This is a genomic window from Pseudomonas sp. TH43 (assembly GCF_016650635.1).
GTDB lineage: Bacteria > Pseudomonadota > Gammaproteobacteria > Pseudomonadales > Pseudomonadaceae > Aquipseudomonas.
The window spans coordinates 670,954-692,020 of record NZ_JAEKFI010000004.1 but is presented as its reverse complement, the minus strand read 5'-3'; the positions used below and the strand labels follow the sequence as shown (position 1 = coordinate 692,020).

19 protein-coding genes are annotated in these 21,067 nt (G+C 58.8%); 14 read left to right on the top strand and 5 right to left on the bottom strand.

Annotation, left to right across the window (positions count from 1 at the left end; all coding sequences use genetic code 11):
- The first annotated feature begins 48 nt into the window (after window positions 1–48).
- Entirely contained in the window at window positions 49–2,088 is a 2,040-nt protein-coding gene (locus JFT81_RS19450; protein WP_201228556.1) for a hypothetical protein, read from the top strand.
- 126 nt (window positions 2,089–2,214) lie between these two features.
- Here the strand turns inward: JFT81_RS19450 and rpsT are convergent, their stop codons facing one another.
- Window positions 2,215–2,487, bottom strand: coding sequence for a 30S ribosomal protein S20 (gene rpsT, locus JFT81_RS19445; RefSeq protein ID WP_003228351.1), 273 nt, complete (start codon window positions 2,485–2,487; stop codon window positions 2,215–2,217).
- A 252-nt stretch (window positions 2,488–2,739) separates the two neighbouring features.
- Here rpsT and murJ point away from each other — a divergent pair, with 252 nt between their 5' ends.
- The 6 genes from murJ (at window position 2,740) to ispH (ending at window position 10,322) form a co-directional block, all read left to right on the top strand.
- Window positions 2,740–4,278, top strand: a complete 1,539-nt coding sequence (murJ, locus tag JFT81_RS19440; RefSeq protein WP_201228555.1) for a murein biosynthesis integral membrane protein MurJ — start codon at window positions 2,740–2,742, stop codon at window positions 4,276–4,278.
- A 130-nt stretch (window positions 4,279–4,408) separates the two neighbouring features.
- Window positions 4,409–5,347 carry a bifunctional riboflavin kinase/FAD synthetase gene (gene ribF / locus JFT81_RS19435; RefSeq protein WP_201149005.1) on the top strand — a complete coding sequence of 313 codons (939 nt, stop codon included), beginning with the start codon at window positions 4,409–4,411 and terminating at the stop codon, window positions 5,345–5,347.
- Between the two features lie 13 nt (window positions 5,348–5,360).
- Entirely contained in the window at window positions 5,361–8,192 is a 2,832-nt protein-coding gene (ileS, locus tag JFT81_RS19430) for an isoleucine--tRNA ligase (protein WP_201228554.1), read from the top strand.
- Window positions 8,185–8,697, top strand: coding sequence for a signal peptidase II (gene lspA / locus JFT81_RS19425; RefSeq protein ID WP_201149004.1), 513 nt, complete (start codon window positions 8,185–8,187; stop codon window positions 8,695–8,697). The genes ileS and lspA overlap by 8 nt, the downstream gene beginning before the upstream one ends.
- A 7-nt stretch (window positions 8,698–8,704) precedes the next feature.
- Window positions 8,705–9,142: an FKBP-type peptidyl-prolyl cis-trans isomerase gene (gene fkpB / locus JFT81_RS19420; protein ID WP_178087437.1), complete on the top strand. Its 438-nt coding sequence runs from the start codon at window positions 8,705–8,707 to the stop codon at window positions 9,140–9,142.
- Window positions 9,143–9,377: 235 nt separating this feature from the next.
- Window positions 9,378–10,322, top strand: a complete 945-nt coding sequence (gene ispH / locus JFT81_RS19415) for a 4-hydroxy-3-methylbut-2-enyl diphosphate reductase (RefSeq protein WP_096820867.1) — start codon at window positions 9,378–9,380, stop codon at window positions 10,320–10,322.
- On the opposite strand, the gene JFT81_RS19410 is transcribed toward ispH, so the two are convergent.
- A complete protein-coding gene (locus JFT81_RS19410) occupies window positions 10,279–10,848 on the bottom strand; it encodes a GspH/FimT family pseudopilin (RefSeq protein WP_201228553.1) in 570 nt (189 codons plus the stop codon). The genes ispH and JFT81_RS19410 overlap by 44 nt on opposite strands.
- 130 nt (window positions 10,849–10,978) lie before the next feature.
- Here JFT81_RS19410 and JFT81_RS19405 point away from each other — a divergent pair, with 130 nt between their 5' ends.
- Genes JFT81_RS19405 through thiO form a run of 7 tightly spaced genes read left to right on the top strand, consistent with a single transcriptional unit; the run spans window position 10,979 to window position 17,740 of the window.
- Window positions 10,979–11,452 (top strand): GspH/FimT family pseudopilin, encoded by a 474-nt coding sequence (locus JFT81_RS19405; RefSeq protein WP_201228552.1) that lies wholly within the window; start codon window positions 10,979–10,981, stop codon window positions 11,450–11,452.
- Window positions 11,449–11,898, top strand: coding sequence for a type IV pilus modification protein PilV (gene pilV, locus JFT81_RS19400; RefSeq protein WP_201228551.1), 450 nt, complete (start codon window positions 11,449–11,451; stop codon window positions 11,896–11,898). Before JFT81_RS19405 ends, pilV begins: the two co-directional genes overlap by 4 nt.
- A complete protein-coding gene (locus JFT81_RS19395; protein ID WP_201228550.1) occupies window positions 11,895–12,608 on the top strand; it encodes a prepilin-type N-terminal cleavage/methylation domain-containing protein in 714 nt (237 codons plus the stop codon). Before pilV ends, JFT81_RS19395 begins: the two co-directional genes overlap by 4 nt.
- Window positions 12,609–12,618: 10 nt before the next feature.
- The gene (locus JFT81_RS19390; protein WP_201228549.1) at window positions 12,619–13,098 is read left to right on the top strand and encodes a PilX N-terminal domain-containing pilus assembly protein; all 480 of its coding nucleotides are present in this window, start codon (window positions 12,619–12,621) and stop codon (window positions 13,096–13,098) included.
- Window positions 13,085–16,165: a PilC/PilY family type IV pilus protein gene (locus JFT81_RS19385; protein ID WP_201228548.1), complete on the top strand. Its 3,081-nt coding sequence runs from the start codon at window positions 13,085–13,087 to the stop codon at window positions 16,163–16,165. The genes JFT81_RS19390 and JFT81_RS19385 overlap by 14 nt, the downstream gene beginning before the upstream one ends.
- A gap of 15 nt (window positions 16,166–16,180) precedes the next feature.
- Window positions 16,181–16,582: a type IV pilin protein gene (locus JFT81_RS19380; protein WP_201228547.1), complete on the top strand. Its 402-nt coding sequence runs from the start codon at window positions 16,181–16,183 to the stop codon at window positions 16,580–16,582.
- Between the two features lie 57 nt (window positions 16,583–16,639).
- Window positions 16,640–17,740, top strand: coding sequence for a glycine oxidase ThiO (gene thiO, locus JFT81_RS19375; protein ID WP_201228546.1), 1,101 nt, complete (start codon window positions 16,640–16,642; stop codon window positions 17,738–17,740).
- A 90-nt stretch (window positions 17,741–17,830) separates the two neighbouring features.
- On the opposite strand, the gene JFT81_RS19370 is transcribed toward thiO, so the two are convergent.
- Genes JFT81_RS19370 through JFT81_RS19360 form a run of 3 tightly spaced genes read right to left on the bottom strand, consistent with a single transcriptional unit; the run spans window position 17,831 to window position 20,995 of the window.
- Window positions 17,831–19,177 carry a sigma-54 dependent transcriptional regulator gene (locus tag JFT81_RS19370; protein ID WP_201228545.1) on the bottom strand — a complete coding sequence of 449 codons (1,347 nt, stop codon included), beginning with the start codon at window positions 19,175–19,177 and terminating at the stop codon, window positions 17,831–17,833.
- Window positions 19,174–20,763 (bottom strand): ATP-binding protein, encoded by a 1,590-nt coding sequence (locus JFT81_RS19365; RefSeq protein ID WP_201230590.1) that lies wholly within the window; start codon window positions 20,761–20,763, stop codon window positions 19,174–19,176. The genes JFT81_RS19370 and JFT81_RS19365 overlap by 4 nt, the downstream gene beginning before the upstream one ends.
- Complete coding sequence (locus tag JFT81_RS19360) at window positions 20,753–20,995, bottom strand: PP0621 family protein (RefSeq protein ID WP_201228544.1); 243 nt, start codon at window positions 20,993–20,995, stop codon at window positions 20,753–20,755. Before JFT81_RS19360 ends, JFT81_RS19365 begins: the two co-directional genes overlap by 11 nt.
- Window positions 20,996–21,067 lie beyond the last annotated feature (72 nt).

Below are 21,067 nucleotides of genomic sequence, written 5' to 3'. Positions count from 1 at the left end.
TTGTTTCTCTGTGTTGAATTAATGTGCTTCAGGCGCGAAGGGATTCGTATGCGTTCGTTTTTATTGTCGTTGATGGTGTGTTGTTCGCTTTCCATGCCTGTGCACGCTGAACCGTTCTATGCCGGCAAGTCGCTGGCGCACCCGGTGATTCAGTCTCAGGAAAGTGGTGCGACGCTAGCGTTTGTCCGCGAGTCGTCGGGTGTTGTGGGTTATGCGTGCATGTGTGAGGCGCCGGATGCTGTGCCGCAGGTGCTCGACAACTTTGCCGATGCGAGCATCGAGTCGGTGTTCTACGCCAGTCTTGATAGCGATATTCAGACGTTGATCGTCTTGTCCAGGGCGGGTGGGCGCTATGCGCTCCACGGTTATCGATACAGTGAGCGATCAGGCCGATATCGCAAGTTGGGCTCGCTGCAGCCTGTGCTGGATCGTATCGCGAGCAATCAGAAGAAGCTCAATGCTGCGCTGGTCGTGCGCGAGCTGAACAAGCTGCTGCCCTACGATTATGGTTATGAAATAGCGAAAACTGACATTCCCGAGTTCGATGCTCTGGATCCCGCAGCGGGTACGCTCGTGGGGCAGTTCAGTGCTGACGGCGTTGCGGCATCGGAAGGGGGCGAGCCGTCAGAAGATGGCGTGTATGCCGCTTACAAGAAAACCTTTCAGCAGCGCGAAGGCCGCTGGTTGACGCTGACCTATGAGCGCACGCCGATGGAGGAGGGAGAGTTGGCGCCCGGTTTTCGCGTAACGCGAATTACCTGGGAGTTCGACCCTAAGCGCTTTAAGGGCTCGGAGGATGGACTGTTCGTGCAGTTGTGGGGTGATCGTGTGCTTGAGCGAGGCTTGATGGTTCAAGGCAAGAAAACCGGCAACTGGGTCGAGTACGATGAGTCGGTTTCCCAGTCGTCGGGGGCTTACGCGAATGGTTTGAGGCAAGGCGCCTGGGTCATCAATGATCGTCACAGCGCTTCCGAAGGGATGTTCGTCGATGGGTTGTCGGAAGGTCGCTGGACGGTCAGCTCCTTTGATGAAGATGAAGAGCTGTCGGGTTTCGATACGTACAAACGCGGGGTGCTTGATGGTCCGACTGAGCGGCTGCGGGGAAGTAAGATTGTCTGGCGCGGTGAATACCTGAGCGGTCGGAAGCACGGGCATTGGGTCAGTGATGAAGGCGAGGGTAATTATGTATCAGGGGCCAAGGAGGGTGCCTGGACTCTGCAGATGGGTGGCGGTCACATTCAAACCTTGTCATTCGTCGCGGATAAAAAGGATGGAGAGCTGCGCGAAGTCGACAGCGCGGGTGTGTTGCGACTGCTTGAGCACTACAAGGCGAACGCGCTTGAGGGTTTGAGGGAAACCTATGCTGCGAACGGCAAGCTGACCTATTCTGCGACCTACGCGGTGGGGCAAATCAAGGGGCGTGCGCTGACCTATTCCGATGATGGCGCGGTGCTGCGGTCTGATATTTCCTGGCTCTATGGCAATAAAGAGGGGCCGTTCCTCACTTTTCACGCCAATGGCCGGCCGGACAGGGTGGCGATCTACGAGAAAGACGAGCCCATGGGTCATCTTCAGGGCTTCAACGAATCAGGTGTGTTGGTCGAAGACAAAAATTACTGCCATGTGGTGGATGGAAAATACACGCGCATCCAGCCGTGCGGCCTGCAGCGTAACTTTCGCAGCGATGGCGTCGCCTACTACGAGGCGGATTATCTGTTCGGGGTCAGGCAGAGTTTGCGGCACGAGTCTTACGAAGGGCGAAAGATCGAGGAAGTGTTATTGCAGGCGGATGATCGCGTGATGCACAACGACTACTACCCCAATGGACAATTGAAGTGTTCCGAGCCGATGCAGGGCTATCGTCTGATCACCGTTGAGGGGCGTGAGTACAAGGACTATTCCTACGCCAAGCGTGACGGTGAAATGGTCTGCCATTACTCGACCGGGATGGTTGAGCGTCGGTTCAACTTCAAGGATGGCAAATTGATCGGCTGCTACACCGGCTACGATGAGTCGGGTGTGCAGAACTTCCCGCCGCCGGAAGGCTGCCCTCCGCCGAAACCGGTCGTGTTCAATTTTGGTGAGTAAGCCTGCTGTGTTCGGTGCGTATCCCTGTTGGGGTGCGTACCCGTGCTGCGGATCTTTTATCGATCTCATCAAATCGCAGGCAATAAAAAACCGACCCTGAGGTCGGTTTTTTAATGACTACGTCGATTAAGCAGCTTCTTTCAGTGCTTTGACGTGGCCATTCAGACGGCTCTTATGACGAGCAGCCTTGTTCTTGTGGATGATGCCTTTATCGGCCATACGGTCGATAACTGGCACAGCCAGAACGTATGCAGCTTGAGCTTTTTCAGCGTCTTTTGCGTCGATGGCTTTAACTACATTCTTGATGTAGGTGCGAACCATGGAACGCAGGCTGGCGTTGTGGCTGCGACGCTTCTCAGCCTGTTTTGCACGTTTTTTGGCGGAAGGTGAGTTGGCCACCGTCGAGCTCCTCGAAAGACTTTTTAGGAAATAGCAAACAAAATAGGCCGCGAATCATGCCGATGAAGAGAAGTCTTGTCAAGGGCACTTGAAACGTTCCGCTAAGTGGTAGGTATAAAGAGGCGGGATATTTATTTCCGGCGCTTGACCTGTAAACTCGCGAGCTTTGGCTCTGTGCTGCTGCGGCGCGGAGTATCGCATAAGTAGGCGCTTAATTCGCCTGCTGTTTATCGACAGGCACAAATTCCCTCAATGAATCTGCTCAAATCGTTGGCCGCCGTCAGCTCTATCACGATGCTTTCCCGGGTTCTGGGTTTTGTTCGTGACACGCTTATCGCCCGCACATTCGGCGCCGGAATGGCGACAGACGCCTTCTTTATCGCCTTCAAACTGCCCAATCTACTGCGGCGAATCTTTGCTGAAGGGGCTTTCTCGCAAGCTTTTGTGCCGATTCTTGCCGAATACAAAAGTCAGCAGGGCGAAGAGGCAACGCGCACTTTCATTGCTTATGTATCGGGCTTGCTGACGCTGGTGCTGGCCGTGGTGACCGCGCTGGGCATGATCGCCGCACCCTGGGTGATCTGGGCCACGGCCCCGGGGTTTACCGACACGCCGGAAAAATTCCAGCTCACCTCTGATCTGCTGCGGGTGACCTTCCCCTATATATTGCTGATCTCCCTGTCATCGCTGGCTGGAGCAATCCTCAATACCTGGAACCGTTTCTCGGTGCCGGCCTTCGTGCCGACCCTGCTCAACGTCAGCATGATCGTGTTTTCGCTGTTCCTCACGCCGTACTTCGATCCGCCGGTCATGGCGCTGGGCTGGGCGGTACTGGTTGGTGGTCTGGCGCAACTGCTCTATCAACTGCCGCACCTGAAAAAGATCGGCATGCTGGTGCTGCCGCGCCTGAACCTGCGTGACACCGGCGTCTGGCGAGTAATGAAGCAGATGCTGCCGGCAATTCTCGGCGTCTCGGTCAGTCAGATTTCGCTGATCATCAACACCATCTTCGCTTCGTTTCTGGTCGCAGGCTCGGTGTCGTGGATGTATTACGCCGACCGTTTGATGGAGTTGCCGTCCGGCGTATTGGGTGTGGCGCTGGGCACCATTCTGCTGCCGACACTGGCGAAAACCTACGCCAGCAAGGATCGTCACGAATATTCGCGAATTCTCGATTGGGGCCTGCGCCTGTGCTTTGTGTTGGTGCTGCCATGCTCGCTGGCGCTGGGGATTCTCGCCGAGCCGCTGACCGTTTCGCTGTTCCAGTACGGCCAGTTCAGTGGCTTCGATGCTGAAATGACTCAGCGTGCGCTGATTGCCTATTCTGTCGGTTTGCTCGGGATAATCGTGATCAAAGTGCTCGCGCCGGGCTTCTATGCGCAACAGAACATCCGTACCCCGGTGAAAATCGCAATCTTCACCCTGGTCGTCACTCAACTGTTCAACCTGGTGCTGATTGGCCCGTTGGCTCACGCTGGGCTCGCCTTGGCGATCAGTGCCGGTGCCTGTATTAACGCGGGATTGCTGTTCTATCAACTGCGCAAGCAGCAGATGTATCAGCCTCAGCCGGGTTGGGCCAAATTCGGATTCAAACTGGTCGTGGCGGTGGCGGTGATGTCGGTGGTCTTGCTGGTCGGCATGCATTTCATGCCGGCGTGGGATCAGGGTCATATGCTTGAGCGCTTCCTGCGTCTGGGTGCATTGGTCGCGGCGGGCGTGGTCGCTTATTTCGGTATGTTGCTACTGCTGGGTTTCCGCCTGCGCGACTTCAATCGCAAGGCCTTGAGCTGAGGGTTTTACCCTTTATAAACAGGCGCGGGCCGGCAGTTTTGTCGGCTCGATCACTTTGCGTTACGGTGTTGCCTGTCGTCGACCGTCGGGTGTGGTTATAATCGACCACTTTATGAGCAAGAAGCGCGTTATGCAGCTGGTTCGAGGCCTCCACAACTTGCGCCCCCAGCATCGGGGCTGCGTCGCCACTATTGGCAACTTTGACGGTGTTCACCGTGGTCACCAGGCTATCCTGGCCCGACTGCGTGAGCGTGCGCTTGAGTTGGGCGTACCCAGCTGCGTGGTGATTTTCGAGCCGCAGCCACGGGAATTCTTTGCTCCCGAGACCGCGCCGGCGCGTCTGGCCCGGTTGCGCGACAAGCTGCAACTGCTGGCCGCCGAAGGCGTTGACCGGGTCTTGTGCCTGGCGTTCAACCAGCGCCTGAGCAAGCTCAGCGCCAGTGAATTCGTTGACACCATCCTCGTGGATGGCCTCGGCGTGCAGCATCTGGAGGTCGGTGACGATTTCCGCTTCGGCTGCGACCGCCTCGGTGATTTCGATTTTCTGATGCAGGCCGGGCAGATTCACGGGTTTACCGTCGAAGCCGCGCAAACCGTCGAGCTGGATGGCATTCGTGTCAGCAGCACGCAGGTGCGCAACGCGTTGGCCGCCGCCGATTTTGCGCTGGCCGAACGTTTGCTCGGTCGCCCGTACCGGATCGCCGGTCGCGTGCTGCACGGCCAGAAACTGGCCCGGCAACTGGGTACGCCCACTGCCAATATTCAACTCAAGCGTCGTCGCGTGCCGTTCACCGGGGTGTATCTGGTGGAGGTCGACATCGACGGCAAGACTTGGCCCGGCGTCGCCAATATCGGCGTGCGGCCCACGGTACAAGGTGATGGCAAGGCCCACCTTGAGGTCCATCTTTTAGATTTTGCCGGCGATCTGTATGACCGGCGTTTGACGGTGGTTTTCCACCAAAAGCTGCGTGAAGAGCAGCGCTTCGCCTCCCTGGAGGCATTGAAAACGGCGATCAATGCGGATGTCGCCACCGCCCGTGCACTAGCCGCACCTAGCGCCCATCGCTAATGAAGAGCCTTAAATGACCGACTATAAAGCCACGCTTAACCTTCCGGACACCGCCTTCCCAATGAAGGCCGGCCTGCCACAGCGCGAACCGCAGATTCTGCAGCGCTGGGACAGTATTGGCCTGTACGGAAAGTTGCGCGAGATTGGCAAGGATCGTCCGAAGTTCGTTCTGCATGACGGCCCTCCGTATGCCAACGGCACGATCCACATCGGTCACGCACTGAACAAGATTCTCAAGGACATGATCATCCGCTCGAAGACCCTGTCGGGCTTCGACGCGCCATATGTTCCGGGTTGGGATTGCCACGGTCTGCCGATCGAACACAAGGTTGAAGTGACCCACGGCAAGAACCTCGGCGCGGACAAGACCCGTGAGCTGTGCCGTGCCTACGCCACCGAGCAGATCGAAGGGCAGAAGTCCGAATTCATCCGTCTCGGCGTGCTGGGCGACTGGGCCAACCCGTACAAGACCATGGATTTCAAGAACGAGGCCGGTGAAATCCGCGCCCTCGCGGAAATCGTCAAGGGCGGTTTCGTGTTCAAGGGCCTCAAGCCAGTGAACTGGTGCTTCGATTGCGGTTCGGCCCTGGCCGAAGCGGAAGTCGAGTACGAGAACAAGAAGTCCTCGACCATCGACGTAGCGTTCCCAATCGCTGACGAAGCCAAACTGGCTGCCGCGTTCGGCCTGCCGTCGCTGGGCAAACCTGCTTCGATCGTGATCTGGACCACCACCCCGTGGACCATCCCGGCCAACCAGGCGCTGAACGTTCACCCGGAATTCAACTACGCCCTGGTCGACATCGGCGACAAACTGCTGGTGCTGGCTGAAGAGCTGGTCGAAGCGTGCCTGGCGCGCTATGGCGTAGAAGGCTCGGTCATCGCGACCACCACCGGTAAAGAGCTGGAGCTGATCAACTTCCGCCACCCGTTCTATGACCGTCTGTCGCCGGTGTACCTGGCTGACTACGTCGAGCTGGGTGCTGGCACAGGCGTGGTTCACTCCGCTCCGGCCTACGGCGTAGACGACTTCGTGACCTGCAAGAAATACGGCATGGTCAACGACGACATCCTCAATCCGGTGCAGAGCAACGGTGTTTACGTGCCGTCGCTGGAATTCTTTGGCGGTCAGTTCATCTGGAAGGCCAACCCGGCCATCGTCGACAAGCTGACCGAAGTCGGTGCGCTGATGCACACCACCGTCATCGAACACAGCTACATGCACTGCTGGCGCCACAAGACCCCGTTGATCTACCGCGCCACGGCGCAGTGGTTCATCGGCATGGACAAAGAGCCGGTCAGCGGCGACACCCTGCGTGTGCGTTCGCTCAAAGCCATCGAAGACACCAAGTTCGTTCCGGCCTGGGGCCAGGCGCGTCTGCACTCGATGATCGCCAACCGTCCGGACTGGTGCATCTCGCGTCAGCGCAACTGGGGCGTGCCGATCCCGTTCTTCCTCAACAAGGAAAGCGGTGAACTGCACCCACGCACCGTCGAGCTGATGGAAGAAGTCGCCAAGCGCGTTGAAGTCGAAGGCATCGAAGCCTGGTTCAAGATGGACGCTGCCGAGTTGCTCGGCGACGAAGCGCCGCTGTACGACAAGATCAGCGACACCCTCGACGTCTGGTTCGATTCGGGCACCACGCACTGGCACGTCCTGCGCGGTTCGCACCCGATGGGTCACGAGACCGGCCCGCGTGCCGACCTGTACCTGGAAGGTTCCGACCAACACCGTGGCTGGTTCCACTCGTCGTTGCTGACCGGTTGCGCCATCGACAACCACGCGCCGTACCGCGAACTGCTGACGCACGGTTTCACCGTCGACGAAGCCGGCCGCAAGATGTCCAAGTCGCTGGGCAACGTGATCGCGCCGCAGAAAGTCAACGACACCCTGGGCGCCGACATCATGCGTCTGTGGGTCGCGTCGACCGACTACTCCGGCGAGATGGCGGTTTCCGACCAGATCCTGCAACGCAGTGCGGACGCTTATCGTCGTATCCGTAACACCGCGCGCTTCCTGCTCTCGAACCTGAGCGGTTTCAACCCGGCCACCGACATCCTGCCGGCGGAAGAAATGCTCGCGCTGGATCGTTGGGCGGTCGACCGTACCCTGCTGCTGCAACGCGAGCTGCAAGAGCACTACGGCGAATACCGTTTCTGGAACGTCTACTCGAAGATCCACAACTTCTGCGTGCAGGAGTTGGGCGGTTTCTACCTCGACATCATCAAGGACCGTCAGTACACCACTGGCGCCAACAGCAAGGCCCGCCGTTCGGCGCAAACCGCGCTGTTCCACATCTCTGAAGCGCTGGTGCGCTGGATCGCGCCGATCCTCGCCTTCACCGCCGACGAACTGTGGGAATACCTGCCGGGCGAGCGTAACGAATCGGTCATGCTCAATACCTGGTACGAAGGCCTGACCGAATTGCCGGCCGACGTTGAACTGGGCCGCGAGTACTGGGAGCGCGTCATGGCGGTCAAAGTCGCGGTCAACAAAGAGATGGAAATCCAGCGCGCGGCCAAAGCCGTCGGTGGCAACCTGCAAGCCGAAGTGACGCTGTACGCCGAAGACGCCCTGAGCGCCGATCTGGCCAAGCTGAGCAACGAACTTCGCTTTGTCTTGATCACGTCGACCGCCAGCGTAGCGCCATTCGTACAGGCTCCGGCCGACGCGGTATCCACTGAAGTCAGCGGCCTGAAGCTGAAGATCGTCAAATCGGCCTTCCCGAAGTGCGCCCGTTGCTGGCACTGCCGTGAAGACGTCGGCGTGAACCCGGAGCATCCGGAAATCTGCGGTCGTTGCGTCGACAACATCAGCGGCGCTGGCGAGGTTCGTCACTATGCCTAATGCCATTGGCCGTTTCGGACGGTTGAGCTGGCTTTGGTTGAGCGTGCTGGTTCTGGTCATCGACCAGGCCAGCAAGTTCTACTTCGAAGGCAAGCTCGAAATGTTCCAGCAGATCGTGATCATTCCGGATTACTTCAGCTGGACTCTGGCCTACAACACCGGCGCTGCTTTCAGCTTCCTGGCTGACAGCTCCGGCTGGCAGCGCTGGTTGTTCGCCCTGATCGCCATTGTGGTCAGCGCGGTGCTGGTGGTCTGGCTCAAGCGTCTGGGCCGCAACGAAACCTGGCTGGCCATCGCTTTGGCGCTGGTGCTGGGCGGGGCGCTGGGCAATCTGTATGACCGCATAGCCCTGGGCCATGTGATCGATTTCATTCTGGTGCACTGGCAGAACCGCTGGTACTTCCCGGCATTCAACTTCGCCGACAGCGCCATTAGCGTGGGTGCGGTGATGCTGGCGCTGGATATGTTCAAAACCAAGAAAACCGAAGAGGCCGTTCATGACTGAACAGGTATTGGCAGAGCAACGCATCGGCCAGAACACGGAAGTCACTTTGCACTTTGCATTGCGCCTGGAGAACGGCGACACCGTCGACAGTACGTTCGACAAAGCCCCGGCGACCTTCAAGGTCGGCGATGGCAACCTGCTGCCGGGTTTCGAAGCGGCGCTGTTCGGTTTCAAGGCCGGCGACAAGCGCACGCTGACCGTCGAGCCGGAAAACGCCTTCGGCCAGCCTAACCCGCAGAACGTGCAGATCATCCCGCGCTCGCAATTCGTCGACATGGAGCTGTCACCAGGTTTGCTGGTGATCTTCAACGATGCGGCCAATACTGAGCTGCCGGGCGTGGTGAAAGAGTTCGATGACACGCAAGTGACCATCGACTTCAACCACCCGCTGGCAGGCAAGACGCTGACCTTTGACGTCGAAATTATCTCCGTCAAAGCGCTATAAGTAACACCGCAACCCATGTGGGAGCGGACTTTGTGGGAGCGAACTTTGTGGCGAGGGGATTTATCCCCGTTGGGGTGCGAAGCGCCCCCGAACCAATCACTGCAATTCTCAATGAATGCACTGAAAGGTAGACGACTGCTATGCAGCCGAACGGGGATAAATCCCCTCAACACAGAGCTTTGCTCCTACAAGGGTGATTGATCTAATTTCTTGCGCGCAAGACACGAGGCACAGCATGCAAATCAAACTCGCCAACCCCCGTGGCTTCTGCGCCGGCGTGGACCGGGCGATCGAAATCGTCAACCGCGCTCTGGAAGTCTTCGGGCCGCCGATCTACGTGCGCCATGAAGTGGTGCACAACAAGTTTGTCGTCGAAGACCTCCGCAGTCGTGGCGCGATCTTCGTCGAAGAACTGGATCAGGTGCCGGACGATGTCATCGTCATCTTCAGTGCCCACGGCGTTTCTCAAGCCGTGCGTACCGAAGCCGCCGGCCGTGGCCTGAAAGTGTTCGACGCCACCTGCCCACTGGTGACCAAGGTGCACATCGAAGTGGCGAAATACAGCCGCGACGGTCGCGAGTGCATCCTGATCGGCCACGCCGGGCACCCGGAAGTCGAAGGCACCATGGGCCAGTACGACGCCAGCAATGGCGGCGCGATCTACCTCGTCGAAGACGAGAAAGACGTCGCCGAATTGCAGGTACATGACCCGGAAAAACTCGCCTTTGTGACTCAGACCACGCTGTCGATGGACGACACCAGTCGCGTCATTGATGCCCTGCGTTCGCGTTTCCCGGCCATCGGTGGCCCACGCAAGGACGACATCTGCTACGCCACGCAAAACCGTCAGGACGCGGTCAAGCAATTGGCCGACGAGTGCGACGTTGTGTTGGTGGTCGGCAGCCCGAACAGCTCCAACTCCAATCGTCTGCGTGAACTGGCTGAGCGCATGGCCACGCCCGCCTACCTGATCGACGGTGCCGAAGACCTGCAGAAGAGCTGGTTCGATGGCGTCGAGCGTATCGGTATCACCGCCGGTGCTTCGGCGCCGGAAGTGTTGGTACGGGGTGTTATCCAGCAATTGCAGGCCTGGGGCGCAACCGGTGCCGATGAGCTGGCCGGGCGTGAAGAGAACATCACGTTCTCGATGCCGAAGGAACTGCGCGTCCGCTCGATTTGATGTTCTGCGCTTTTTGACACAGCGCCTGCTCAGTTTTTGTACTGCTCAGGCGCACTCGACCGCTAGCCGCCAGCACGATCTGCTGCTGGCTGACCGGTTCGCGAGTCGAGCAGATATGTAATGTCCCAGCCTGAAATGCCCGCCCGGGCATCAGCGGTTGTCCCAGACTGCTGAAACGCACGTAACGACTCACCGACCAATTGCCGACAATCGGCACTCGCCCGTCACTGGCGCGTTCGACCAACAAAGGATTGTTGCTGTCCTTCGGACCTTCGCCGCTAAGATCAAGAATGATCCGCCAGCCCTGGCTCCAATCGCCGTTGATGCCGTGGATGACTACGCTCTGACTGTGCGTAATGGCCATGCTGCGAGCGGTGCGGATGCCATCAAGCAGCGATTGCGCCGCCAGATCACGATTATTCGATTCCTTGAGTGTGGCAAACGCCGGGCTGACCAGTAGCAGAACAATTGCGCCAATCGCCAGTCCCATAAGCAGTTCAATCAGGCTGAAGCCTTGTGACGGCATGAAATTTCCCTCCATGGCGGGTGATGAACGGCGCGATCCGTGCGCCGCGCAGGGCAAATCAACCGACACAGGTCGGTTGGATGTTCTAGCGTGTAGAAGCAGGTATAGCCGACGGCAACGGAGGGCATCGATGGGTTTTCGTACAAAAGGTTTCACGCTGATCGAAGTGTTGGCCGCGGTGGCGATCTTTGTGATCCTGATCACCCTGGCGGTACCGGCGTTTACCAAGTCGATACAAAGCAGCAAGGCCGATACCGAAATGGCCGATCTGCAACGGGCGATCAATTTTGTCAGGCTCGAAGCCATTGACCGCGGCACCACCCTTCGCCTGCGCCCAACGGCCGGCGGCAGCGTATGGACCGGCGAATTGTCGGTCTACGACAGTACTGGCACTCCGGCCAATGTATTGCGGGTTGTTCCAGCAATGAGCAGCGGCGCAACTCTGACGCTACCCTCAGGAGTGACCGCACTGGATTTCAATAATCTCGGCGGTCTGGCGGCACCGTCGACGGCGGTGGTCATCAGTTACACGCTGGGCACACAAAGCAGGACGCTGAACGTGTGTTTGAACGGACGAATTCAATTGAGTGGAAGTTGCGGATGAGGGCAGGGAGTAGAAGCGCACAGGAGGGCATGACGCTGATCGAGGTACTGGTCGCGTTGCTGATTCTGACGGTCGGGCTGCTCGGCGCGGCGGCGGTGCAACTGAATGCGCTGAAGTACACCGACAGCTCGCGGATGACCAGTCAGGCCAGTTTCATTGCGTACGACATGATGGACCGTATTCGCGCCAACTCAGGTGCCGACTACACCGTCACGCCACCGACCTCGGGCAATCTCAGCGTTGCCCGCGATCAGGACCTCTACGATTTCACCACCAATATTGTCAATTTCGGCGGCCCGACCGCCACCGGCAGCATCACGCTCAATCAACGGGTCTATACCATCACCATCAACTGGAGCGACGCACGCGCGGCCAACACCGCCAGCGCGCCGCGCAGTTTTGTCCTGAGCAGTCGCGCCGCGGTCGATCCGGTGACCACGCCATGAAGCGCCATAATCGGGGATTCGGCCTGATCGAGATGCTCATTGCCTTGGCTCTGGGGCTGATCGTGGTGCTGGGTGTGGTGCAGATTTTCATCGCGGCGAAAAACACATATGTCAGCCAGAACAGTGCCGCTGCCATGCAGGAAGATGCGCGTTTCGTGTTGAGCAAGATGATTCAGGAGCTGCGTATGGTCGGGATGTTCGGTTGCCTGGGCACCATCACCGATGCCAGTACGGCGGGGGATTTCAGTGCTGCACAAATCCTCCCGATCAGTTGGGATAACGCCAATCAGAAACTGACGCTGGTGACCGCCGACGTCGGGGGCAATGGTGGCACGCCTACCTGGACAGTGGTGTCCGATTGCCGCAACAGCGCGACGGCTTATACCGGATTGCGAGCGGCGGCGAGCGGGCAAATCGCTTTTCCGATTCGTCGTCTGGTCTACAGCTTCAGTAACAACCAGATTCTGATGGGCACTGGCAGCGGCACCCCGACCCAGCAGGTGCTGGTGAATAACGTCAATGCCTTCAACGTCACCTTCGGTCTGGCCGCCTCGGCGACGGATGTAGCGGCTTCGAGCTACAGCAGCAACCCCAGCGATCCGGCGCGCATCCGCAGCGTGCGTCTGAGTCTGACCCTCACCGACCCGAACAATCTGGTCAGTAATCAAACCTTCAACGTGGTTGCCGCTTTGCGCAACCGCTTGCAGTGAGGGCCGGCTGATGAGTCGTTCTCTCCAGCAGCCTCAGACCCAGCGCGGCATGGTGCTGCTGGTCACGCTGGTGTTTCTGTTGCTGCTGACCGTGATCGGTCTGTCTTCGATGCAGAGTGCCAATCTGCAGGAAAAAATGGCCGGCAGTGTGAGCCTGCGCAATCAGTCATTCCAGACGGCCGAGGCGACGTTACGTGTCGGTGAAAGTGCCGTGCAGCTTGCCAATTATTCATTGGCCGTGTGTGCCAGCACGACTCAATGTGCACCACCGGCGGAATCTTCGGTGGTCAGTTCTGCTGGACTCAATTCGACTTCGGGCGTGACCTGGATCGCCGCCGGCAATGGTTTTTATGGGGTGCAGAACATCGGCACCACGCTCACTGCGGTGAATGTGCCGAGCAATACTTCGGCGACGCTGTATCGAGTGACCGCTGTCGGCATCGCCGGCACTTCGCGTAGCGTAGTGGAGAGTGTCTATGCGAAGTATTGATCGGTGCCGGATGCTGCTGCTTGGCCTGTTGCTGAGTTTTTATCTGGCGGCGCCGGCCTGGGCGTTTACGCCTTCCGACTCACCGCTGCTGAGTGCTGCAGCGGTACCGCCCAATGTGATGCTGCTGATCGACGACTCCGGCAGCATGAACAGCATTATCTATGCGACAGGGTTTGATCCGACGGTTACCCGCACCCCCGCACGGCAATGCAACGCAGTGCTCGGGCTGTGCCTGACGTCATCAACGATCACCGGCGATCCGGTGTTTCTGTCGAGCCTGCCGACCTCCGGTTGCTCGGGCGGCGCCTATGCGTTTTACAACAACAGCCTGATTCCACAATGCCTGAAGCTGCCGGATCCGGTCGGTAGTGGCAACACGCGATACACCGGCGATTACATTGCCTATCTGGTAGGGCTGGCCAATGGTGCAAACCGTGACTTTACGACCGGCACGATCCCTACCGACTACCGGATCAACGTTGCGCGTAACGTGTCGACTGCGTTGGTGAGCAGTAACCGGAACTTGCGCATCGGCCTGTCGACCTTCAATCCGGTTACCAGCAGCAACTCCGGGAATGGTGGTTACATTGCCCGCGCGATCAGCGATCTGGCGCCGGTTTCCGGCAGCGTTACCCAAGCTCAAGCCGATACCAACTACAACGCGCTTATATCCTCGATCAATGCTCTGGCGGCGGTATCCAACACGCCATTGGCCGAAACCTATTACGAAATTACCCGCTACATGCGCGGCATGACGCCGTACTACAACACCACGCCAACCACCTACACCAGCCCGATCCAGTACCGTTGCCAGAAAAACTATGGCGTGGTGATCACCGACGGTTTGCCGACCTTCGACCGTACCTTTCCGACCAACGATCCATTGGGCGGCACTCGCTTACCGAACTGGGACGGCGTCAACAATGATGGCAACAACCTTAACGGTGATAACGAAGGCGACACGCTGTATCTGGATGACGTCGCCAAATTCGCCTTCGATATCGACATGCGTTCGACCGGTACTGATGCTGCGGGCAAAAGTTGGAATGCGGTGGATTTTCCCAAGCAGAACATGAACACCTACACCGTCGGCTTCACGGCGGCCAACACCATGCTGTCCGATGCTGCGAGTTACGGGCAGGGCAGGTATTACCAGGCAAACGACAGCACCGGGCTCAACACGGCTTTGTCATCGGCATTGAGCGATATCACCTCCAAGGCTGGCTCTGGCGGCAGTGGCGTCACCAGTGGCACCACGCTGAGCAGTAGCAGCAGTTTTTTTCAGACCAGCTACGACCCCAAGGACTGGCGCGGCACGATCAAGTCATTTGCCTTCAATTCCGCTGGCGCAGTGAATACCTCAGCGACACTCTGGACCACCGATACGACGATAGTGCCCGGCGTCACCGCGCCCACTTATCAATCGTGGAACACTTCGAGCAACGCGGCGGTCACCCTTGCCTACGGCAATTTCTCCGCCACGCAACAGACCACGCTGAGCCAGAGCCTGCCTACCGGCATCAGCGGTAGCGATCTGGTGGAATGGAGCAAAGGCACCAACAAAACCGGGCTCAAGGTACGCAGCGTTCTGCTGGGCGACATCATCAATTCGCCGCTGGTACTGGCCTCGCCCACGGACAAAACCGCGTCGGATCTGTCGGGCGACACCACTTACAGCACCTATCTCACCACCAAAGCCGCGAACATGAACACCAGCCTGGTGGTGAATGCCAACGACGGTTTCGTCAACGTCATCAACTCGGCCAACGGTACCCGGCGCTACGCCTATATGCCGTCCAGTGTGTTGCCGTCGCTACGGCTGATTGCCGACCCGGCCTACATCAATGGCGTCAGCCACAAGTTTCTGGTGGATGGGCAGGTCGGCGTGTATGACCTGCAATTCAACAGTGCCTGGAAAACCCTGGCCATCGGCGGTACAGGCGCCGGTGGCAAGACGTTCTATGCGCTGCAATTGTTCGACGCTTCGGCGGGCAATGCGCTCAATGCCTTGTGGGAAGTCAGCGCGCCAACCACCGCCAGCACAGCCAACGTTTTCAATGATCTGGGTTATGCCTACGCCCGCCCGGAAGTGGCACGCTTGGCCGATGGTCGCTGGGCGGCATTCATCGCCAATGGTTATGGCAGCAATTCGGGCGTGGCGGCGCTGTATGTATTGGATGTGCGCGACGGTTCGCTGATCAAGAAAATGGTCATCGACAGCACTGAAACCACCAACGGACTGTCGTCGGTAAAGCTCAAGGTCAATTCATCGAACGTGGTTCAAGCCGCTTATGGCGGTGACCTGAAGGGGCGGTTATGGAAGTTCGATCTGAGTGCGACGAGCACCGACAGCTGGGGCGTGGCATTTTCCGGCAAGCCGCTGTTCACCACCGCCGGCGGCACGACGCAGCCGATTACTGCCCAGCCGTTGCTGGCGGACAACTCGCTGGGTGGCAAACAGATTTTCTTCGGCACCGGCAAGTTCAACGAAACGGCCGACAAGACCAACAAGGATCTGCAGGCTTTCTACTCAGTGTGGGACGCCGATGGTGGTTCGGGGCAGTTGACGGTCAGCAGCCTGCAGGCGCAGGCGATTACTGGGGTGTTCTCCGGCAGTACCGGGCAGTTCGTGACGACGACCCAGAACGACACGACCTATCCGGCAGAGAAGGGCTGGTATTTGCCGCTGGTGTATAACAGCGCGTTGACCGGCGAGCGGGTGATCAATCAGGCCAGTCTGGTGCTTGGGCGGATTGTGTTTACCACTGCCAGTGTTGATACCACCGATCCCTGTTCGAGTTTCGGCACCGGCAAACTGGTCGAACTCGATGCGTTCAGCGGTAAGATGCTCAACTACGCCGTGCTCGACACCAATGCCGATGGCGTGGTTGACAGCAATGACACGATTTCCAGTGGTGTGGTGTTCAATGGCGGCATTCCGACCCTGAACTCCATCGTCAATGGCGGGACGGGCAAAGTCGTGACCGATACCAGTGGCACCATTAGCACCCTGGTGGAAAAGGGCGGCGGCGGCAGCCGTCGCATCATGTGGCGACAAATACAGTAAGTGAGAGTTTGAGGCATGCGCAGATCCAACCGCGGGTTTACCCTGATCGAAATCATGATCGTGATTGCGATCATCGGGATCGTCATCACCATCGGCTATCCAAGCCTCACCGAATACGTGAAGAAGGGCCGTCGCGCCGAGGTGGTGACGCTGCTGTCGGAACAATCGCAGATCCTCGAACGGTTCTATACCAAGAACAATGTTTACACCGGGATCACCGGGTTGAGCGCGGGTAATGATTTCTACACCATAACGCCGACGATCACTGACCAGACGTTCCTGCTGACGGCGACTCGCAAGACCGGCACGACCATGGCCACCGACAAGTGCGGGGATTTCACCCTGACCAATACCGGTGTCAGGAGCATGAACAACGCGACCACCGGGCTGACCACCAAGGATTGCTGGGGCCGCTGAGGCGCTTTCTTTCGGGCGCCTTTTGCGCCCACTGTCTTTTTTACGGTTGGATCAAACATGACCAGGCAACAGCAAGTGGTGATTGTCGGTGGCGGGGTGATTGGCCTGCTGACCGCTTACAACCTCGCCTCCGAAGTGCGCAGCGTGGTGCTGCTGGATCGTTCGAATGTCGGCCAGGAATCGTCCTGGGCGGGGGGCGGTATCGTTTCGCCGTTGTATCCGTGGCGTTATAGCCCGGCAGTGACTGCGCTGGCGCACTGGTCGCAGGATTTTTATCCACAGCTCGGTGAGCGCTTGTTTGCCGATACCGGCGTTGATCCTGAAGTACACACCACCGGCCTGTATTGGCTGGATCTGGAAGACGAAGCAGAAGCGCTGGCCTGGGCCGAACGGGAAAACCGCCCGTTGCGGGCTGTGGATATCTCGGCGGCGCATGACGCGGTGCCGGTGCTTGGCGGCGGTTTTTCGCGGGCGATCTACATGGCCGATGTCGCGAATGTACGTAATCCGCGTCTGGTGAAATCGTTGAAGGCAGCCCTGTTGGCACTGCCGAACGTGACGGTTCACGAACAATGTGAAGTCAGCGGTTTTGTTCGCGAGGGCGCGCGGGTTGTTGGCGTAAAGACTTCCACAGGTGTCATCGAGGGTGATCAGGTTGTGTTGACGGCAGGCGCCTGGAGCGGTGATCTACTGAAGACGCTGGACCTGTTGCTGCCGGTCGAACCTGTCAAAGGCCAGATGATCCTCTACAAGTGCGAGGCAGATTTTCTGCCGAGTATGGTGCTGGCCAAGGGGCGTTATGCAATCCCGCGTCGTGATGGACATATCCTGATCGGCAGCACGCTGGAGCATGAAGGCTACGACAAGACGCCGACCGAAGTGGCGCTGGAAAGCCTCAAGGCTTCGGCGATCGAGTTATTGCCGGCGTTGGCGGATGCCGAAGTGGTGGGGCATTGGGCAGGGTTGCGACCGGGCTCGCCTGAAGGCATTCCCTACATTGGTCGGGTGCCGGGGTTTGATGGCTTGTGGCTGAACTGCGGGCATTACCGCAATGGGCTGGTGCTGGCGCCGGCGTCGTGTCAGTTGTTTGCCGATGTGATGTTGGGTCGGGCGCCGATTATCGATCCGGCGCCGTATGCGCCTGCGGGGCGGATTTAAAGTCAGGATCAAAAGATCGCAGCCTTCGGCAGCTCCTACATTGAAATGCGTTCCCTTTAGGAACTGCCGAAGGCTGCGATCTTTTAGAGGCTAATCCAGACCGAGTTTTTTCAGCCGATAGCGCATCGATCTGAACGAAAGACTCAAGCGCTGCGCCGCCGCCGTGCGATTCCAGCGGGTTTCCTCCAGCGCCTGCAAAATCAGTTTGCGCTCGACGTTTTCCAGATAATCCTCGAGGTTATCGATCTGCGTCAGATCGGCAATCCCGCCATCCGCCGCGCAATTGCCTTCGCTCAGCCGCAAGTCCTCAGCCTCGATCATCTGGTTCTCGCACAAGGTGTGCGCGCGCTCGAGCACGTTCTCCAGTTCCCGCACATTCCCCGGAAAGCGGTAACGCTTCAGCGCTTCCAATGCCGCTGCATGTAGACGTGCCGCCGGTTGGCCGCTACCGCTGGCCAGTCGCTTGAGCATATGAGCCGCCAACACTTCAATGTCATCGCGGCGCTCACGCAGGGACGGCACGCGCAGTTCGATCACGTTCAACCGGTAATAAAGGTCCTGACGGAAACGCCCGGCAGCGACCTCGGCATCGAGATCCTTGTGCGTGGCGCAGAGAATCCGCACATCGACCACGCTTTCCTGCTGGCCGCCGACGCTGCGTACGGCTTTTTCCTGAATCGCCCGCAGCAACTTCACCTGCATCGAAAGCGGCAAGTCCGCCACTTCATCCAGAAACAATGTGCCGCCGTGAGCCGCCTGAAACAGCCCCGGTTTGTCCTCGACCGCGCCGGTGAAACTGCCTTTGCGATGACCAAAAAACTCGCTTTCCATCAGCTCCGAAGGAATCGCCCCGCAGTTCACCGGTACAAAGGGCTGGTGGGCGCGCGGCCCCTGTTCGTGAATCAGGCGTGCGACCAATTCCTTGCCGCTGCCGGATTCGCCGCTGATGTACACCGGCGCCTGGCTGCGGGCGAGTTTATCGATCTGTTTGCGCAGATTGCGCATCGGCAGCGAATCGCCGAGCAAGCGCCGATCAATCGAGGTACAGGCACTGCCAGCCGCAGGCATACGCAAGGCTGTAGCAACCAGTTCGCGCAGCCGCGTGAGGTCCACCGGTTTGGTGAGAAAGTCGAAGGCCCCGGCTTTCAGCGCGTTGATTGCTGTTTCCAGGCTGCCATAGGCGGTGATCATCGCCACCGGCAGTTGTGGATAACGTTGCTGGATATGCTGCACCAGCTCCAGCCCCGTCCCGTCAGGCAGGCGCATGTCGGTCAGGCACAGTGCGAAGGTTTCGCGCTGCAACAGTGCCTGGGCTTCACCCCGATTGCGTGCGCTGAAAGTATCGAGTTTCATCCGTCCCAGGGTAATTTCCAGGAGTTCGCGGATATCCGGCTCGTCGTCGACGATGAGGATTTTTTGCCGTGGGCTCGTGTTCAACTTTGTTTCCGTCCGTGAGCAAAGGTGATGCGAAAGCAGCCGCCGCCTTGGCGTGGTTTGAAGTCTAGGCGCGCCTGGTTGCTTTCGCACAGCTCACGGGACAGATAAAGCCCAAGGCCGGTGCCTTGGCTGCTGGTGGTGAAGAACGGTTCGAACAGGTGCGCCTGCTGATCGAGCGGTACACCAGGGCCGTTGTCCTGCACTTCGAGCACGGCCAACTGGCTTTCCGGGTCGACGAATAACGCCAGCCAGACCTGCGCCTGCTCATGCAGCAGGGCACTGTGGCGCCAGCCGTTGCGTAGCAGATTGTCGAGAATTTGCGTGAGCTGGTCGGGGTCCATCAGCGTGGCGAATTCACCCGAGTTGATCCGAAGGTGAACCTGCTGGCGCTCGCTGGCCTGCTCGCGGCTTTCAGCAACGAAGTTTTCCAGCCACGGCTTGAGATCCAGCCGTTGCGGCGCACTTTGCTGGCGACGGGACAGTTGCAGAACGTTTTCGATGACACGATTCATGCGCTGAGAGTGATCTTGAATAATCTGCGTCAGACGCCGATCCGCGCCATCGAGTTCCTCGGACTCGGCCAACAACTGCGCGGCATGACTGATGGCACCGAGCGGATTGCGAATCTCGTGCGAGATGCCGGCGGTCAAACGCCCGAGTGCGGCGAGTTTCAGTTGCTGGGCTTGTTGGGCGACCTGCGCGAGGTCTTCGAGGAAGACCAGGGTTTGCTGGTTCGGACTCTGTTCGAGGGCGATGAAGTTCGGCTGCAGTTCGAGGCCGTTGCCGGGGATCTTCAGGCTTTGCGGGCGCAAGGTCGGGTTATTCATCCACAGTTGCAGGCGATCAACCAGCGCTGGCGAATAGTCATCGATCAAGTGGCCCGGTAAATGCGCTTGCGCGAGCAAGGTCTGGGCGCTGTGATTGGCCAGTTGCACTCGGCGTTCTGCGTCGAGTACCAGGATGCCGGTGCGCATGCGTTGCAGGATCAATGCGTTGAGCGCTTCGAGGCCGACCACTTCGCTCGCGCGTTGCTCGGCGAGTGTTTCGCTGACTTCCAGGCGTCGAATCAGCCCCTGCACCAGCAGCGACGCGGCAAAGCACAGAGCGCCGAGGGTGCCGGCCTGTAAGTAATCATTGGCACTGAGCGGGTGGCTGAAGCCCAGTAGAAAGCTTGAGCCGACCATGCCGAGTGCGCCTATGGCGGCGATCAGCAGGCCGATGCGTCGGCGCAGGAGGGTATTGCTGATTGCTACTGAAACGATCAGCAGATTGCCTATGGCGCTGGCGACACCGCCGGCGGCGTAGAACAAGCCGCACAGCAGCAATACGTCGACCAGCGCCAGGCTGAACAGCTGCGCCGGGCGTCGGGTGTTCTCGAGGAACACCACCAGCAATATGTTCAACACCAGATACAGCCAACTGCCGCTGCGCAGCAAATCGTCGTCAATCGACGTCAGCAGGCGGTTGTCCATGTTGCTGGAGATCAACAGCACCAGGGTGATGCCGACACTTAAACGGTAGAGATGATAAAGGCGCAGCAGACGCTGAGCCTGTTTGCTGTCGGCGTTGGCGGCCTCAGCGATCACTGGCACCCGGGCCTTGCTCGAGGTGAGCCTGGCTGCAATACCACTGTTGTTGAACGCTCAGCGCGCGGTCGCGCGGCAGATGTACGCCGCAGTGGGCGCAACGCACCATCGGCGACGCGTCTTGCTCGCGCGGGGCACGGTTGGATTGATTTGAAGCGATGGGCGCCTTGAATTTACGCCAGAGCCACACCGCGGCGAAAATGACGGCGATCCAGAACAATAAACGAAGCATGATGAGCGGCTTTTCGACTGATGATCCGGCAGTTTAGCCAAGGACCCGACAAGCGCACAGCCTATTAAAGCG